Below are 16,642 nucleotides of genomic sequence, written 5' to 3'. Positions count from 1 at the left end.
CGGGGTCGTGTCCAGGGCTCGCATCGACGGGCAACCCACCGGTCCGGGGCGACGAGTTATGATCTCCCCGGCCACACCCCCGCCCGTGCGCCGGAACGCCGCGATACTGGCGGTCGTCCTCGTCCGCGTCGGACTGGGTGGGGCCGCGCTCGTCGGCCCCCAGTGCCGAGGGAGCCCCCGGCCTCCGACGAGGTGGAGCGACCGGAACGGCTGGCCTCGCCCCTAACAACCGCCCGCCGTCTCACCCCCCGCGAATGGCCGTTCGGGCGCCGTGGCAGCCGGTCGTACGTCCCCTCGTCCCGCCCATCCCTCGTGACCCCGTCGGACCGCCGGGTGACGGGCGTCTGACGCGCGGGGAAGCTTGATGACCGGGCACACCGAGCGCCTTCGCATATGACCGAGGAACCACAGGAGATCACGACGCTGGTCGGTCGCGAGGTGTACTCCAACGACGGTGTCTTCGTCGGCCAGGTTGAGGACCTGCGCCTGGACGTGGACGGCCGGACCGTGACCGGGCTCGCGCTCACGCAGCTCAACTACGATCTGTTCAACGAACAGGTCAACGGGAGCCGCGGCGTCATCCTCCCCTACCGGTGGGTCCGGTCGGTCGGTGACGTCATCCTCGTCAACGACATCGTCGAGCGGATGCACGGCACCAACGGGGAGGAGGAGCCGCTGGCAGCCAGTCACTAACCGCCGTTCGACGACTCCGAGCCGTTCCCCTCCATCTCCACGTCGACGCCCATCGCCTCGAACAGTTTCGCCTTCACCGCACGTTCCGTCAGCGTCAGCAGCGTATCACGACTCGCACCGTCGCCCTCCAGGCCGGTGAAGATGCCGAGAGGGATCTCGGCGGTGGCGTCGGTCGCGTGCCCTCGTGCCTCGCCGATGCCGCCGAAAGCGTCCGAGAGGACCGCACCGATGTTCATCCGGATGTCCTTCGAGCGGGCCGCGAGGTGGATGGTGTCGTCGGTGACCGCGAACACCGCTGTCGTGGTGATGCCCTCCAGGTTGAGGAGCTGCTGTGCGGCCTGCGAGACCGCGGTCTTGTCGCGGATGAACCCCGCGTTCGTGACGAGATGGGACCCCTGGACGTCCCGGTTGCGGATGGCCTCGGCGAGCACGTCCAGTGTCTCCGGCGAGAGGGAGGGCGATTCGACCTGCTCCAGCGTGTCGTGGTTGGCGAACGGGTAGAGGTACGCGGCGGCGGTCAGGTCCGCCGGCGTGGTGTCACGCTTGAAATCCAGCGTCTCCTCGCGGATGCCGTACAGCAGGGCGGTGGCGACCTCCTCGCTCAGGTTGAGGTCGAACTCCTGGATGTACTTGGTGAGGATGGTCGAGGTCGAGGAGACGTTCGGCCGCACGTCGGCGAACCGGGCGTCGTACTCCAGCTCGGGCTCGAAGTGGTCGATGAGGATGTCCGGCTGGCGGTCGAGGGTGTACTCCGTCACGCGGGCGTAGTCGACCAGCGCGAGCGTGTCGTAGGCCGAGAGGTCGTCCTCGGCCAGCGGCGATAGGTCGATACCCAGCAGGTTGACGAACGCGCGGTTCTCCTGGTGGCCGATCTCCCCCTCGTAGCGGATGACCGCCTCCACGCCCAGCGACTCGGCGATGGCCTGCAGCGCCACCGCACTCGCGATCGAGTCTGGGTCCGGCGACCGGTGAGCCAGGATGGCCAGCCGCTCGCCGCCCTGCAGCACCTCCGCCAGCCGCTCGGCGCGGTGCTCCAGCTCGCCGGTCTCCAGTGCCCGCAGCGCCGAGTCGGCGATGACCTCGGAGGGGTTGATGACCACGTCCACCCCGAGTTCGGTGAGCTCGTCCGCGGTGACGGGGTCCGAGGCACGGACGACGATGAACTGGTCGCCGCCGCGCTCGCGGACGTGCCGGACGGCGGTCTTGTTGGCCTCGATGTCCGCGGACATGACGAGCACCACGTCCCGGTCGGCGATGACCTCGGCCACGTCCGTCTCGGCGATGTCGGCGGTCCGGGCGTCGAGGTCCTGGTCGCGCAGCGCCTCGACGCGGCCCTCGTCGTTGTCGATGATGAGGACGTCCTTCCCCTCGGATTCCAGCTGTTCGGCGACGGCGTGGCCCACGCTCCCACACCCGAGAATGGCGTAGGTAGACATCGAGGCCATCGGGACGGCGCTGCTCATTGTGCGCGGGAGTCCGGTGTCGGGATATAAAAACCCCGCCCTCGGCCGCGCCCCTCGTGACCGTGGGTCATGCTGCGCCCGGTCACGGCAGGAATCGGCCGCCGGCGCGGCCGTCCAGGCTCCGCTCGAACGCCGCGGAACCACCGGGAAGCGCAACCCTTTAGCGTCGTACTTCGCTACATCAGGTGAGGGCTGATAGCTCAGCCAGGCAGAGCGTCTGGCTCTTAACCAGACGGTCGAGGGTTCAAATCCCTCTCAGCCCGTGTACCGGACCACCGAGCGACAGCGAGGTGGTGAGGGAGCCGGCATGAGTGGGATTTGAACCCTGCAAGTCGCGCACAGCGAAGGCGGTGAGCGAGCACGTCTTGCTCCGGTTCAAATCCCTCTCAGCCCGTGCAGGAGTTCTCGAACGGAGTGAGAGACCGACGAACCGGACAGAGGGATTCGAATCAGGGAGGTCGCGCGCAACACAGTGAGCACGTCCGACCGCGGTTCAAATCCCTCTCAGCCCGTTTTGATTCTTCTCCCGGAGCCGTGCGTCCGCGATTCAACACAGGCAGCCCGTCGCCGACTACTCGTCGACGAGGTCCCGCACCGCGGCCGCGAAGGAGTCGTGGCTCAGTTCGCTGGCGCTATCGCCGGTCTCGGCGTCGAGCCGGTCCAGCTCCTCGAGGAGCTCCTGGTACTCCTCGCTCTCGGCGAGTTCGGCCTCGGTCATCTCCGTCTCCAGGACCGCGCGCTTCTCGGCGAGCGCGAACTGGTCGCGGACGCCCGACTCGTACTCCTCCAGCGACAGGAGCTGGTCGACCGTCTTCACGAGGTCCGGCTTCGTCACCGGCTTCGTGAGGTAGGCGTCGAACGACATGTCGACGATGTCGAAGTCCGGGTCGACGGCGGTCACCATCGCCACCCGGGGGTCCAGGTCGCGTTCGTGGATCCCGGCCAGCACCTCGTCGCCGGAGACCTCCGGCATCCGGCGGTCGAGCAGGACCACGTCGACCGTCCCGTCGATGGCGTCCAGTGCCTCCTGCCCGCCGGTCGCCATCCGGACGTCGTCGTACTCGTCCTCCAGCCAGAGCCCGTACGCCTCGACGACGTTCGGCTCGTCGTCCACGATGAGCACAGTCGTCATGTCGTGTAATCACCCGTAGCGGTGAGTCCGAATGGCGGCTCCATTGCAAGGAGGATTCCGCGGGAGGAGTTAAAACTCCTGCCCACCGACTGTCGATTCTACCCAACCGCCGTCCGTCGCCACCGGACCGGCGGGGCACGGAGGGCAGGGGCGACTCCGACAGGTGTAAGCGGCTCGCCTCGCGAACTGGCTACATGAGTGACGGGGCCGTCGCCGACGACGCCGGCGACGCCGAGCACGCGGGTGCGGGGAGCGTGCGGGTCGTCGGGACCGCACACGTCTCCCAGGAGAGCGTCGACGAGGTGGAGCGCGTCATCGAGGCCGAGGGGCCGGACGTGGTCGCCGTCGAGCTCGACGAGGGCCGGTTCCGTCAGCTGAAGGGCGAGACGCCGGACGACCTCGACGCGGCGGACCTGCTCCAGGGGAACACCGTCTTCCAGTTCCTGGCCTACTGGATGCTCTCGTACGTCCAGACGCGGCTGGGCGACCGGTTCGACGTCGAGCCGGGCGCGGAGATGCTCGCGGCGGTCGAGACGAGCGAGGCGCTCGGCATCGACGTGGCACTGGTCGACCGTGACATCCAGGTGACCATCCAGCGGTTCTGGGCCCGGCTGTCGTCGCTGGAGAAGCTGCGACTGCTCGGCGGACTCGCCTTCGGCGTCGCCGACCCGTTCGCCGTCGGCGCCACGGTCGGTGCCACGGTGGGGCTGTTCGCTGCACTGGTTGCGGGGGCGGTGGGGGGCGCGCCGCTCGTTCCCCCCAGCACGCCGTTCCCGGGCGTTGCCGACGCCATCCTGACGGGTGCGCTCGTGGGGTTCGGTGCGGCGCTGGTGCTCGGGGTCGGGCTCCGGGCGACCGCACCGTCCGAGGAGGCGACGACCGCGGAGACGCTCGACCCGGACGAGCTGACCGACACGGATGTCGTGACGGCCATGATGGAGGAGTTCCGCCGGTTCTCGCCGGGCGGCGCCGAGGCGCTCATCGACGAGCGAGACGCCTTCATCGCCCACAAGCTGGTCGCGCTGCGGGACGCGGGCAACCACGTCGTCGCGGTCATCGGCGCGGGTCACCAGGCCGGTGTCGAGGACTACCTCGCCACCCCCGAGACACTGCCCCCGATGGCGGAGCTCGTCGGCCGGCAGGAGTCCTCGCGGTTCTCCGTCTACAAGCTGTTCGGCTACCTGTTCACACTGGGCTTTCTCGCGTTCTTCGTGCTGCTGGCAACCGCCGCGTACACCGGGGTCCCCGGCGCCTCCAGCGGCCTGCTGGTCCGGCTGTTCGCCGCCTGGTTCCTGGTCAACGGGCTGCTCTCGTTCGGGCTCGCCAAGCTCGCCGGCGCACACTGGTCCAGCGCGGGCGTCGGTGGCGCCGTCGCCTGGCTCACCTCGGTCAACCCGCTGCTGGCGCCGGGCTGGTTCGCCGGCTACGTCGAGCTCCGCTACCTCACGGTCAACGTCGCGGACATCGGCACCCTGAACGACCTGCTCGACGACACGGAGACGCCGGTTCCCGAACTGCTCGGGCGGATGCTCGACGTGCCGCTGTTCCAGCTCATCGTCATCGTGGCCGCGACCAACATCGGCTCGTTCGTCGGGAGCATCCTCTTCGCGACGGTGCTCATCCCGTTCCTGTTCGCCGAGATCGGCGGCACTGCGGAGATCGTCCGCCTGATGCTGGCCGGGGCGCGCAACAGTGTCGACCTCATCGCCGGGGGGCTGCTGTGAGCCGCGGCCGTCGCGGGGCGCGTGCCGGGGTCGGCAGAATCAGGTTCAGTGCCCGCGAGACGCGCGACCTCCTCATCGCCTGGCTCGCGCTGGGCATGGCCTTTACGCTGTTCCTGCTGGTCACCTCCGGTGCCGGCCTCAGCCCGGTCGGCCTGCTGGCCCTCGTCGGGACGAGCCTCTTCGTCGAGCTGCTCGTCCTGTCGCTGCTGACCGCCGGTGTCGGGTTCCTCCTGCACGAGCTGGCGCACAAGGTGGTCGCCATACGCTTCGGCCAGGCCGCGGAGTTCCGTGCGGACTACACGATGCTGGGGCTTGCACTGGCGGCCGCGCTGGTCGGCTTCCTCTTCGCCGCCCCCGGCGCCGTCTACCACAGCGGCCGCATCACGCCCCGCGAGAGCGCCGGCATCGCGCTGGCTGGGCCGCTCACGAACGTCGTCCTCGCCGGCCTCTTCCTCCCCGTCTTCCTGTTCGCCGACGGTGGCTTCCTTCTCCAGGCCGGCCAGTTGGGTGTCACACTCAACGCCGTCCTCGCGGGCTTCAACATGATCCCCTTCGGCCCGCTCGACGGGCGGAAGGTGCTCCGCTGGAACGCGGTCGGGTTCGGCGCGAGCTTCCTGCTCTGCGCGGGGGTCGGCGCCGCCAGCATCCTCTACGTCGGCTTCCCCGTCTGAAGCGGCGGAGGGCTCGCGCGCCGGGGCCGGATTCCGACCGTCCACGGCCACGAATGCCCCGCACACGTCGGGACACCTCATCACGAGCATCGGGATAAGTTATGCGAACGTGTCGGCTCCCTCACCCCGTGGATTCGGGCCTCGAGGGTCGGGCGAGCCCGCGCGGCCCGGTCGCGGACGAATCGCGAAAACCGCATGACAGCGGTGGGTTCGTCCCATCCGGGCGGTAGGAAGGGTTATACGTCAGTACCCACCCCAACAGCTATCCAGATGATAGATACGGTACGCCGTGCGACGCTGCTCGTCCTGTACCAGTTCAGCATCCTGCTCGGCATCCTCGTGTTCCCGCTCGCGCTCGCCGCCCGTCACGCCGGTGTCCCGCTGCCGATGCACCGCGTCATCGAGCGACTGGGGAGCGCCTACGAGAACGCGGCCTGAGCCCACAGGTTCGCCGTCGCCGCTCGCACCTCGACCAGCCACGATACCGGGGTCGGGTCGCCCCCGTCGAACGATTCAAGCGGCTGCCGGTCCCAGGCTCGGGTAGCCAACTGATGCGCCTGGACGAGTTCATGGACGGGCTGGACGGCGGCACGCAGGCGCTCAAGCGACAGCTCGCCGAGGAGAAGTCCTACGCCATCACCGACCACCTCGAGGGGGTCGAGGAACGGTTCGACGAGGTGGTCCAGGGCGACTCCCTGTTCGGCTCGACCTCGCCGTCCATCTTCGTCGGGCGAAGCCAGTACCCGGACGTCTCCACGGGCGTCCTCGCGCCGGTCGGCGACGGGGAAAACGCCGCCCGCTACGAGACCGGGAGCCACTGGTACCGCGAGGGGTTCGGTATCGAGGACGTGTTCGAGGCGCGGACGAACCTGCTGAACTCGACCAAGCGCACGAACGTCCACGTCGCCGACGAGTGGACCGGTTTCACCGGCGTCCAGCGCGAGGTCGCCATCGCCGACCGCCCGGTCGACGTCGAGGTCGGGCTGGACGGCCCGCTCGACCTGGACCTCGACGTCGGTTTCGACGACATCGCGACGCCGACCGGCCCTCGCGCGCAGGCCGAACACGCCGAACTGACCGAGAACCCTCACGTACCGCGCGCGGTCGAGAAGACCCTGGAGGACGACGACTGGAAGGCCGAGGGTGCGATGAGCTACCTCTACAACCGTGGCTTCGACGTCTACGAGGTCAAGACCATCCTCTCGGCCGGCGCGCTCGGGCGGACGGAGGAGCGGAGGATGGTGCCGACGCGCTGGTCCATCACCGCGGTCGACGACACCATCGGCGGCTTCCTGCGCGGCGGCCTCGGCAACGCCAACACCGTCGACGAGGTGGAGGTCTGGTACAACGAGTTCCTCGGCAACCGGTTCTGGGTGCTGTTGGCCCCCGGTGACTGGGAGTTCGAACTCGTCGAGATGAAGGCCCCCGGCAGCGTCTGGAACCCCCACGAGGACCGGGGCTACCGCATCGCCTCCGACCGCGAGGGGTTCGAGGGCCGTACCAGCTACGTCGACGAGACCTCCGGCGCCTACTACGCCGCCCGCCTGGGCGTCCTGGAGCATCTCCGGGACCGCGACCGCCAGGCGAAGGTGCTCGTCCTCCGCCACGTCACAGCGGACTACTGGGGCCCTGCCGGCGTCTGGCAGGTCCGCGAGACCGTCCGAAACGCCTTCCGCGACGGCCAGCCAGGCGTCGCCGAGACCTTCCACGACGCCGTCCGCGAGGTGGGGGACCGACTCCCCATCCCGATGAACACCCTCCGTCGGAACTCGGGGATGGTCGCGGGGTTGCAGTCCGCGCTCACGGACTTCGACACCGCACCGGAAGGGGTGGTCGGGGATGGGCCCGCACGCGCCGACCCCGGCGGCGACCGCTCCCGTGGTGGCAGTGGCGACGGCGGTCCGGTGACCCTCTCGGACTTCGACTGACGGCCCACTCGCCCTCACGCGGTCATGGCCGCCCCGACGTTCGCACTCGCACAACCGCCCACTGGTCCAGGGTTCGTCATCCTCGCTGAGTCTGCGCCTCCTGTTCGCCATCATCGGCGACACCCTCTACGTTGTCGACTGGACACGGTCGACAACAGCCCGGGCGAACGGTCCGGCCGGCTTGGACGCGCGGTCCACGGGATCGGTAGCGACGGGGACCAGCTACCACCCGTCGTCTGGACGGAGCAGCTGGAGACGGCCGTCGAGGACCTCCCGCCGCTCGCGACGGGGAGCCTGGCGTAGCCCGCGTTCGTCAACAGCTCCACGAAGTACCACGCCGACGTGTCGACGATCGATCGGGAACCGACACAGGGGACGACGCTCCGGACCGAACTGTTCGTCCCACCCGGGGACTACGGGCTCCTCTGCGTCCCCTCGCCCGCTCCAGCCGGTCGATGCCCACGAGCGGAAGACCATCAGTGTCCTCGGGGCGAACGCGACTGCCGCGTTCGACGCCATCGCACGGCGGGCCGAGTTGCGGAGGAGCGAACGGGCGCTACGGAGCCGGAACCAGCAGCCGGACCAGTTCGTCTCGGTCGTCTCACATGACCTGCGGAACCCCCTGAACGTCGCCGGGGGACATCTGGAACTGGCCCGCGAGGAGTGTTCCAGCGAGCATCTGGCCGCCGTCGCCGACGCACACGACCGGATGTACACGCTGGTCGAGGACCTGCTGCGGCTCGTCCACAGCGGGCAGGAGGCGGACGGGCTGGAATCGGTCGAGGCGTGTCGGCGACACGTGACGACCGCAGCGGCGACACTCGTCTCCGAAGTCGACCGGCGAATCCGCGCCGACCGGGGCCGCGTACAGCAGCTCCTGGAGCCCCTCGTCCGGAACGCGGTCGAACACGGGGACAACGACGTGACGGTCACCGTCGGCGCGCTGGACGCCGGCTTCTACGTCGAGGACGACGGCCCCGGTATCCCCGACGACGAGCGTGAGGACGTGTTCGAGGCGGGCCACTCGACGACCGAGGACGGGACCGGATTCGGGCCGAGTATCGTCGAACAGGTGGCACGGGCCCACGGCTGGGACGTTGATCTGACCGACAGCGCCGGGGGTGGAACCCGGTTCGAGATCACCGGTATCGAGTTCGGTCCCGCGTGGGGACGGGCCGGTCGGTTCGTCGGCACGGATGCCACTGGAGCCCACCTGCGAGCCGCCGACCGCTCTACGCGGGAGGAATCCAGCACCCAGCCATCGTCGCTGTCGTCGCCCGAATCGACGGCATCGCTACAGTCGCCCCCTCGCCCGACCGACGGCCCGTACCGGGCAGTCGAAGCAGGGCACGGGTCCGCTGAACTCGATTCCCGCATCCAGCGCACGGATACTGTCGACCGGGGGGTATCCCGATACGACCGGAACCCTCCGAGAACGGTGGTCACTCGGCGGTGTCCAGGTTCGCCCACGCGGCCTCCACCAGCTCGCCCGTGTCCCCGATGATGTCGGCCATCACCTCGTCGTCGGGCGCCATCCCGGCTAGCCGGGCGAGCTTCATGATGGAGACGTGATAGACGGTCTGGACGCCGGGCTCCTCCTGCCAGACCACGACGTTGCAGGGGAACAGGCCGCCGGCCCGCCCGTCGCTCGCGTCCAGCACCCGGTCGGCCATGTTCGGGTTGCACGCGCCGAGGACGTGGTAGGGGTCCCGGTCGGCGTCGATCTTCCCGTTGAGCAGCTCGCTCGGCGAGAACTCCGTCGCCACGCCGAACCCCTCCCGGGTGAACGCCTCGCGAACGTGCTCGATGGCCTCCTCGTGGTCCATGTGGAGGGTGGTGCGCTTCTCGCCGATGTCCTCGGCGTCGAACTGGGTCGGATCGATGGGAAGTGCCATGTCGGGTCTGCGGCGGGGACGGCGAAAACGGTTCCGAGGGCCTGTGCGCGACCCGTCCGGCCGTCAGTCCTCCGCGGTCGGGACGGGACCGGTACCGATGACGCCGCGGACGGCCGCCTCGAACGCGTTGCGGGTCTGGAAGTAGGTAGCGTCGACCGCGTCCAGCACGTCGCCGAGTTCGCGGGGACCGTCGGGCGTCCGGATGACGGTGTCGCCCTCGCGCCGGAGGACCTCGCTGTGCTCGATGCCGTAGTGGAGCCGGTGGCTCACGCGGGCCAGCGGCGCACCCGCCACCTCGGCCCCCTCGCCGAGTTCGATGACGGGCGCCTCCGTCTCCTCGTCGTCGCTCATACCCGGACGTTACCGGGTTCGTTGATACCGCTTTCGAAGGCCGGGCGGGCCCGGCCGCCGCCCGCGACCGCAAACGACAGGTCCCGTCCGGTCCCCTCGTGGCCCATGTACGAGCGAACCGGGCCGACGCGACGGATGGGGGCGGCGCCGTGACCGAAGTCCATCTGTCGGGCGAGGGGCCGGCGGCCGAGGCGGTCGCGGCCGCGCTCGCGGACACGGACGCGACCGTGACCCACACGGAGGCGGACGACCTCGCGGCGGCCGACCTGGGTGTCGTGGTCGGGACCGTCGGAGCCGACACGTTCGACGCGGCGACCGGGGAGAGCCACGACGCCGGCACGCCGTGGCTAGCGGTCGAATTGGGTGGCGTCGGCGGACAGCGACTCCCCGACGTCGACGCCGCGGTCGGGGGGTTCGGCCCCGGGACGGCCTGCTTCGACTGCCTCCGGACGCGGGCGGCAGCCGGGGCTGGCGAGGACGCGACACGGGGCACCGGCGATACCGATGTCGGCGCGGCGACGAGCCGGTTCGCGGGCGCGCTCGCCGGGCGCTCGGCCGCCGACCTCGTCGCGGGCCGCGGGACGGTCGCGCTGGGCAGCGTCGTGGAGATTCCCCACGCCGAGCGTCGTGTGCTCCCGGTGCCCGGATGCGCCTGCGCGGACGGTTCGCCGGGGCCGGACCTCGTTCGCGAGCCCCTCGACCGCTCGCTCGCCGAATCGGTCGACCGGCTGGAGCGGGCCGTCGACCGGCGGGTCGGCCCCGTCCGGGAGGTCAGCGAGGCCGAGTCGTTCCCGGCGCCGTACTACCTCGCGGAGCTGGCGGCCATCCCGTTCGGCGACGGCCGGACCGACGGCCTCGCGGCGGGGGTCGCGGCCGACTGGAACGCGGCGCTCGGGAAGGCGATCGGCGAAGGGCTGGAACGGTACGCCGCCGCCGCCTACCGGACCGACGGGTTCGAACGTGCGCCGCCCGCGGCGGTCGAGGGGGCTGTCCCGCCCGAGCGGTTCGTCCGCCCCGACCCCGCGGACGGCGACTGGGCGCGGCCCGACCCGAGCGAGCCCGTGCCGTGGGTCGCCGGCGAGGCCCTCGCGAGCGGCGAGCGGGCGTGGCTACCGGCGGAGTTCGTGGTCTTCCCGCCGCCCGAGGGGGCCCGCCACCGTCCGGCCATCACGACGGGGCTGGGGTTCGGCAGCGGGGTCGACGCGCTGCTGTCGGGTCTCTACGAGGCCATCGAGCGCGACGCCGCGATGCTGGCCTGGTACTCCACGTACGAGCCGCTCGGGCTCGCGGTCGAGGCGGACGCGGCGCGCGGGGCGGACGGTCCGCTCCACGAGTTCGACGCGCTCCGCCGACGCGCCCGCTCGGAGGGACTGGAGACGACCGCCGTCCTGCTCACCCAGGACGTCGACGTGCCGGTCGTCGCCTGCGCGGTCCACCGCGAGGGCGGCGACTGGCCACGGTTCGCGGCCGGGATGGCCGCCGACCTCGACCCGGGGGCGGCCGCCCGCGACGCGCTGGCCGAGGCGGTCCAGAACTGGCTGGAACTGCGGGGGATGGGCCGCCAGGGTGCGACCGAGCAGAAGCCGACGGTGGCGCGCGCGGCGGACCTGCCCAGAGGGGTCCGGGCGTTCCACGACCCGGAGACCACTGTCCCGCTGGGGTCGGTCGGGGCCGCGGACCCGCCGTCCAGCGCGGCGGAACTCGACGCGCTGGTCGAGCGGGTGACCGATGCGGGGCTCGAGCCATACGGCGCGAGACTGACGACCCGGGACGTCGCGGGCCTCGGCTTCGAGGCCGTCCGGGTGCTGGTCCCTGGGGCGCAGCCGCTGTTCACCGGCACCCCGTACTTCGGTGACCGGGCGCGGTCGGTACCGCCGGCTTTCGGCTGCGACCCCCGTCTCGACCGCGCACCACACCCTTTCCCCTGAACTGGTTGGTAAATGACCGGATATCTCCCACCGTCGGTCGTGGGGGGTATCGGGTTGAGGGACGCGACCGGTCCTTCCACCCGGTATTGCGGCATTGGTCCGCTGGAGTGGTCCCGGCATTAATACCGACCCGGGGGGTAATCCCCGCCGATGACACCGGCGGAGGACGGCGTGCCGGAGACGAGGGCTTCGGGGAGCGACGCGGCCGAGTTCGACGGCTATCAAGAGATCGAGATGGACGCCGTGGCCGAGCTGGGCGTCGACTACGCGTTCCGACTCGAGCCCGACGGCACGGTCGCGGCGGTCACGGGCGGCGTGGAGCGGCTCACCGGGGAGTCGGAGTCGACGGTCGTCGGCACCTCCTTCGAGCGGTATATCACCGACCCCGACCTCGAGGACGCGTTCGAGGCGTTCCACGCCGTCCTATCCGGTGAGACGGTGCGCGGGATCACGCTCCGGTTCAGCCGGGACGAGCCGCTCTGGGCGGAGATGAACGCGGAGCCGGTCACCCGCGACGGCGAGGTCGTCGCCGTCCGGGGTGCGGTGCGTGAGGCGACGGAGCGGCGGCGGGCACTCGAACAGCACTCCGCGGCGATGCGGGGCGCCATCGACGGGATGGCGCTGCTCGATGACAACGGCCACTACCTGTTCCTCAACGAGGCCCACGCCGAGCTCTACGGGTACGACCGCCAGGAGCTGGTCGGGGAGCACTGGTCGCGACTCTACGACGGGACCGAACACCGGCGGCTCGCGGAGGAGGCGATGCCGGCGGTTCGGACCGTCGGCTCCTGGCGTGGCGAGGCGGAGGGTCGCCGCCGGGACGGGTCGACCTTCCGGCAGGACCTCTCGCTCGCCGCGCTCGACGACGGGTTCGTCTGCGTCGTCAGGGACGTGACCGATCGGCACCAGCGCCAGCAGCTCATCGACGTCCTCGACCGGGTGCTGCGGCACAACCTCCGGAACGATATGAACGTCGTCCTCGGCGAGGCCGGAGCCATCGGCCGTGCGGGCGACGGGGACGCGGCTCGGGCCGCCGGGCGCATCCGGGAGCGGGCCCGCAACCTGCTGGAGATCAGCGACACCGCGCGGGCGGTGCGCGAGGTGGTCGCCAGCGACGGCGACCCCAACGCGACGGACCTGCGGGCGGTCGCCCGACGCGAGTGCCGGCTGCTGGACGACGCCGACGCGGACGTCACCATGGACGTGGGAGGGCGGCCGGTGCCGGTCGCCTGCACCGGTCTGCGACACGCCGTCGCGGAGCTGGTCGAGAACGTGCTGGAACACGCCTGCCAGGCGGCAGAGGCGACCGAGGGGACGGCCGATGGCTCCGTCGCCCGCGTCTCCGTCGCCCGGACGGACGACGACGGTGCCACGATGGGGCTGCTCCGGGTGGCCGACGACGGCCCCGGGCTCCCGACGATGGAGCGGCTGACGCTCGAGGAGGGCCGGGAGACGCCGCTCCGGCACGGCCAGGGGCTCGGGCTCTGGCTCGTCAACTGGGTGGTGACCCGTGCCGGCGGCGAGCTGTCGGTCGGCGAACGGGACGGCGGCGGCACGGTCGTCGAGGTCCGCCTCCCGCTGGCGGACGGCGCCATGGCGGATCAGACGGCCTGAGTACCGGATTCAGATGCCGAACGTGGCCCGGAGCATGTCGCGACTCCCCGGGCCGAGCCCGACTGCGAGGATGGCGACGAGCAGGAGCACCGCGTAGCGCGGGCTCTCCTCGAAGATGGTCCGGTCGAACACGTAGATGACCGCCGTCGCCGCGACCAGCTTCACCAGCAGGAACGGCCAGGAGGTGCCGATGGCGGCCGAGAGCCACTCCGGCTGGACCCCCTCGGTCACGTCGACGATGATGCGGTTGACCGGGTGCTTCGAGCCGTAGTTGACGGGGACGCCGATGACGCCCAGCCAGTCCGCCGACAGCACGTTCGCCACCCCGTCGACGGCATGGCCGAAGAGCACGACCAGCCCCACGCGGCCGGTCCCCTCGTTGATGACCGGCGCGTACCGCTCGGCGCCGGCGTAGATGACGACCGCGAGCACCGCCGCGAGACCGAGCGTCACGAGCGACATCAGCGGGTAGACCCCCGCGCCGGGGACGACATCCGCCAGCGACGTCGGGACGAACCAGAAGAGGAAGCCGGCGGTGACGAGCAGGACGACGGTGCCGACGCCGAACACGAACCGGTGGTAGCTCGGCAGTCGGCCCCGGCGCTCCAGGGCCACGCCGGCGACGAGCGACGCCAGCGTGATGCCGAACACCGTGAAGTAGATGATGGGACTGATGATGAGCGTGTTCGCCGGGTAGGCGAGCAGCGAGGCGACCTCGGCCCCCTGCGCGGCGTCGTTGGCGTCCTCGACGACGCGGAGCGCGCCCCCGAAGAACATGAACGGGGTGAGCGCGAAGAAGAGGTCGAGCGTCTCCCCAACCTCCAGCCCGCGCAGCAGGTAGAGCACGCCGACGAGGAAGAAGACCAGTGTGACGGCGTAGCCGGCCTCGGAGACGAGCGTGTAGCCCGGCTCCGCGACGATGCTGCCGGCGTTGCGGGCCGCCGAACAGCGAGCCTCCTGGAACAGCAGCTCCGGGCCGGCATCGGTCATCACCGCGCAGCGGGCCCCCTGCGCGTCGGCGAGGACGGGGCCCCAGAAGTAGTGCCAGAGGAAGCGGTCCCAGACGAGTCGGGGAAGTGCGACGGCACCCGCCACGAGCGTGAGGACCGCGACCGCGAGGGTTGCGAGCCACGCCCGCTGGGGACTGAGGTCGACATCGAACCGCTCGGTGGCGGCCATATCCGCAGTCGCGGGGGCACCGAAGTTGAGCGTTCCGGACCTGTGTCCCATCGGTGCATCCGGAGGGGACGGCCCCGGGTGCCGCAGGTACTGACGGCCAGGCGGCGACCGCCGTCATGGGTCGAACAGGCCCTTTATGCGGCCGCCGGACCCGACTCCGGGTGTGAGCAGTGCGGCGGACGCGCCGGGTGGCCCGGGCGAACGCGTCGACACGGGTAGCGACGGCCTCGACCCGGAACTGCCCGAGCCGGAGCTCGTCGGGGGCGTCAGCGACGACTCCCTCCCACTGCGGACCCGACTCCGCTCGCTCTACCGGCTCTTCGTGGTGCTCGGGGCCTTCCTCCCGTTCGCGGTGGCGCTGCTGCGGGACCGTCGCCGGTGGCTCCTGTTCGGCGACGGCCGCGAGCGCACGGAGGCCGATGACCGCCGACGGGCGCGGAAGCTGCGCGAGACGCTGCTGGACCTGGGGCCGGCGTTCATCAAGTTCGGTCAGATGCTGTCGACCCGCCCGGATGTCCTTCCGCCGGCGTACGTCGAGGAGCTGGCCGCGCTCCAGGACCGCGTCCCGCCGGCGCCGTGGCCCGAAGCGCGCGAGGTCTTGGAGGGCGAACTCGGCCCCGTCGACGAGGTGTTCGCCGCGTTCGAGCGCGAGCCCATCAGCGGCGCGAGCATCGGCCAGGTGTACGTCGCCAGACTCGACGAGGGCGGGGCCGCGGGGCGTGGCCCGACAGACGTGGCCGTGAAGGTGCTCCGTCCGGGCGTCCGGCCGCGAGTGGAGGCGGACCTGCGCATCATCCGAACGCTGCTGCCGCTGGTGACGCGGCTGGCCCCGCCGGGCCAGCGGTTCACCCTGGAGAACCTCGCCGACGAGTACGCCGCCACCATCCGCCAGGAGATGGACTACGCCCACGAGGCGCGCCGGCAGGAACTGGTCCGTGCGAACTTCGCCGACGACCCGGGGGTTCGCATCCCTCCGGTCGTCGCCGGGCTGACGACCGACCGCGTCATCGTCTCCCAGTACGTCGAGGGAACGAAGATCTCCAACGTCTCGACGCTCCGGTCGATGGGCGTCGACACGACGGAGCTGGCCGAGCGGCTGCTCCGGACGTACATCCGGATGATACTCGAGGACGGCGTCTTCCACGCGGACCCGCACCCGGGGAACCTGGCGGTCCAGGCCGACGGCACCCTGGTGTTCTACGACTTCGGGCTGACGGGGACGCTCTCCGAGCGGCGGCGCGACGAGCTGTTCGAGTTCTACGTCGCGGTCGCGAGCGAGGATATCGAGGGCGTGCTCGACGCGTTCGAGGGGATGGGGGCGCTGGACCCGGACGCCGACCGGGCGTTCATGCGCGCCGGGATGCAGCTGGCCTTCGACAACCTCCGCGGCGGCGAGATCGACGTCAACGAGGTGCGGGAACTCGTCGAGGGGTTCCAGGGGACCCTCCGGGAGTTCCCGATGCGGCTCCCCCGCGACCTGGCGCTGATGGTCCGCGCCTCGACCATCCTGGAGGGGGTCTGCTACACGCTCGACGACGAGTTCGACTTCATCGAGGTGGTGACGGACTACATCCGGGAGGAGCAGGGCCGGGAGTCCGCCCGACAGCTGCTGGAGATCGGGCTGGACCGGGCCGGCCGGGTGGCGCTGGCGCTGTTCCAGGCGCCGACGGGCGCCGAGCGGGCCCTCGACCGGCTGGCGAGCGGCAGCGTCGAGGCCACCGCCACGGTACGGGACGGGGGCGGTGTCGCCCGGCGGCTGGCCTACCGGGTCCTCGGGGGCCTCCTCGCCACGACCGGCGTCGTCATGACCGCGCTCGCGTACGGCTTCCGCGACGTCGTCGGCACCCGGATACTGCTGTTGACCGCGGGCGGGACCGCCGTGGTGCTCGCGCTGGTGGTCTGGTCGTTCCGGCGGAACCGGACGGTCAGCGCGACGCCGCAGTTCACCCGTCAGCGGATGCGCGAGCGCCAGCGCGAGGAGTGAGCCGGCCACGGCTCCGCGTCCGTCCGCGGGGCGGCACCGACAGTTCACCGCGGCGAAACGGTTTTCCTGCGAACGGCATA

15 protein-coding genes and 1 tRNA gene are annotated in these 16,642 nt (G+C 70.9%); 10 read left to right on the top strand and 6 right to left on the bottom strand.

Features of this window, described 5'->3' with window-relative positions; genetic code table 11:
* Positions 1–393 precede the first annotated feature (393 nt).
* Complete coding sequence (locus tag DP107_RS14970) at positions 394–693, top strand: PRC-barrel domain-containing protein (protein WP_144262948.1); 300 nt, start codon at positions 394–396, stop codon at positions 691–693.
* Here DP107_RS14970 and DP107_RS14965 read toward each other — a convergent pair.
* Complete coding sequence (locus DP107_RS14965) at positions 690–2,156, bottom strand: DHH family phosphoesterase (protein ID WP_144262947.1); 1,467 nt, start codon at positions 2,154–2,156, stop codon at positions 690–692. The two genes, DP107_RS14970 and DP107_RS14965, sit on opposite strands and share 4 nt — an antisense overlap.
* A 189-nt stretch (positions 2,157–2,345) precedes the next feature.
* Between DP107_RS14965 and DP107_RS14960 the strand changes: the two genes are divergently transcribed.
* A tRNA-Lys gene (locus tag DP107_RS14960) sits at positions 2,346–2,419 on the top strand.
* Positions 2,420–2,727: 308 nt separating this feature from the next.
* Here the strand turns inward: DP107_RS14960 and DP107_RS14955 are convergent.
* A complete protein-coding gene (locus tag DP107_RS14955) occupies positions 2,728–3,288 on the bottom strand; it encodes a response regulator (protein ID WP_144262946.1) in 561 nt (186 codons plus the stop codon).
* A gap of 194 nt (positions 3,289–3,482) precedes the next feature.
* Between DP107_RS14955 and DP107_RS14950 the strand changes: the two genes are divergently transcribed.
* The 5 genes from DP107_RS14950 (at position 3,483) to DP107_RS14935 (ending at position 9,115) form a co-directional block, all read left to right on the top strand.
* Positions 3,483–5,012, top strand: coding sequence for a TraB/GumN family protein (locus tag DP107_RS14950; RefSeq protein ID WP_144262945.1), 1,530 nt, complete (start codon positions 3,483–3,485; stop codon positions 5,010–5,012).
* A 95-nt stretch (positions 5,013–5,107) separates the two neighbouring features.
* Positions 5,108–5,683, top strand: coding sequence for a zinc metalloprotease (locus DP107_RS14945; RefSeq protein WP_394348549.1), 576 nt, complete (start codon positions 5,108–5,110; stop codon positions 5,681–5,683).
* A 270-nt stretch (positions 5,684–5,953) separates the two neighbouring features.
* Complete coding sequence (locus DP107_RS20200) at positions 5,954–6,121, top strand: hypothetical protein (protein ID WP_185977338.1); 168 nt, start codon at positions 5,954–5,956, stop codon at positions 6,119–6,121.
* 113 nt (positions 6,122–6,234) lie between these two features.
* Positions 6,235–7,611 carry a DNA repair protein NreA gene (gene nreA, locus DP107_RS14940; protein ID WP_144262944.1) on the top strand — a complete coding sequence of 459 codons (1,377 nt, stop codon included), beginning with the start codon at positions 6,235–6,237 and terminating at the stop codon, positions 7,609–7,611.
* Between the two features lie 535 nt (positions 7,612–8,146).
* Positions 8,147–9,115, top strand: a complete 969-nt coding sequence (locus tag DP107_RS14935; RefSeq protein WP_202877422.1) for a sensor histidine kinase — start codon at positions 8,147–8,149, stop codon at positions 9,113–9,115.
* On the opposite strand, the gene DP107_RS14930 is transcribed toward DP107_RS14935, so the two are convergent.
* The 3 genes from DP107_RS14930 to DP107_RS20195 all read right to left on the bottom strand — a co-directional run bounded on the left by DP107_RS14930 (position 9,054) and on the right by DP107_RS20195 (position 10,021).
* Positions 9,054–9,506: a DUF302 domain-containing protein gene (locus tag DP107_RS14930; RefSeq protein ID WP_144262943.1), complete on the bottom strand. Its 453-nt coding sequence runs from the start codon at positions 9,504–9,506 to the stop codon at positions 9,054–9,056. The two genes, DP107_RS14935 and DP107_RS14930, sit on opposite strands and share 62 nt — an antisense overlap.
* A gap of 63 nt (positions 9,507–9,569) precedes the next feature.
* Complete coding sequence (locus DP107_RS14925) at positions 9,570–9,857, bottom strand: DUF5789 family protein (protein ID WP_144262942.1); 288 nt, start codon at positions 9,855–9,857, stop codon at positions 9,570–9,572.
* Positions 9,854–10,021, bottom strand: a complete 168-nt coding sequence (locus tag DP107_RS20195; protein WP_185977337.1) for a hypothetical protein — start codon at positions 10,019–10,021, stop codon at positions 9,854–9,856. Before DP107_RS20195 ends, DP107_RS14925 begins: the two co-directional genes overlap by 4 nt.
* On the opposite strand from DP107_RS20195, the gene DP107_RS14920 reads away from it, so the two are divergent.
* Together DP107_RS14920 and DP107_RS14915 are read left to right on the top strand one after the other, a co-directional pair.
* The gene (locus DP107_RS14920; protein ID WP_144262941.1) at positions 10,007–11,785 is read left to right on the top strand and encodes a YcaO-like family protein; all 1,779 of its coding nucleotides are present in this window, start codon (positions 10,007–10,009) and stop codon (positions 11,783–11,785) included. The genes DP107_RS20195 and DP107_RS14920 overlap by 15 nt on opposite strands.
* A gap of 150 nt (positions 11,786–11,935) precedes the next feature.
* Entirely contained in the window at positions 11,936–13,399 is a 1,464-nt protein-coding gene (locus tag DP107_RS14915) for a PAS domain S-box protein (protein ID WP_144262940.1), read from the top strand.
* Positions 13,400–13,408: 9 nt separating this feature from the next.
* Here DP107_RS14915 and DP107_RS14910 read toward each other — a convergent pair whose 3' ends face one another.
* On the bottom strand, positions 13,409–14,578 hold the full coding sequence (locus tag DP107_RS14910) for a DUF63 family protein (protein WP_144262939.1): 1,170 nt from the start codon (positions 14,576–14,578) through the stop codon (positions 13,409–13,411).
* A 163-nt stretch (positions 14,579–14,741) separates the two neighbouring features.
* Here DP107_RS14910 and DP107_RS14905 point away from each other — a divergent pair, with 163 nt between their 5' ends.
* Positions 14,742–16,562, top strand: a complete 1,821-nt coding sequence (locus tag DP107_RS14905; protein ID WP_238330895.1) for an ABC1 kinase family protein — start codon at positions 14,742–14,744, stop codon at positions 16,560–16,562.
* Positions 16,563–16,642 lie beyond the last annotated feature (80 nt).

Origin of the sequence: Haloglomus irregulare (genome assembly GCF_007421925.1) — an archaeon.
Lineage (GTDB): Archaea > Halobacteriota > Halobacteria > Halobacteriales > Haloarculaceae > Haloglomus > Haloglomus irregulare.
Note: the sequence above shows the minus strand (reverse complement) of the source record. Positions and strands in the feature narration are given on the sequence as shown.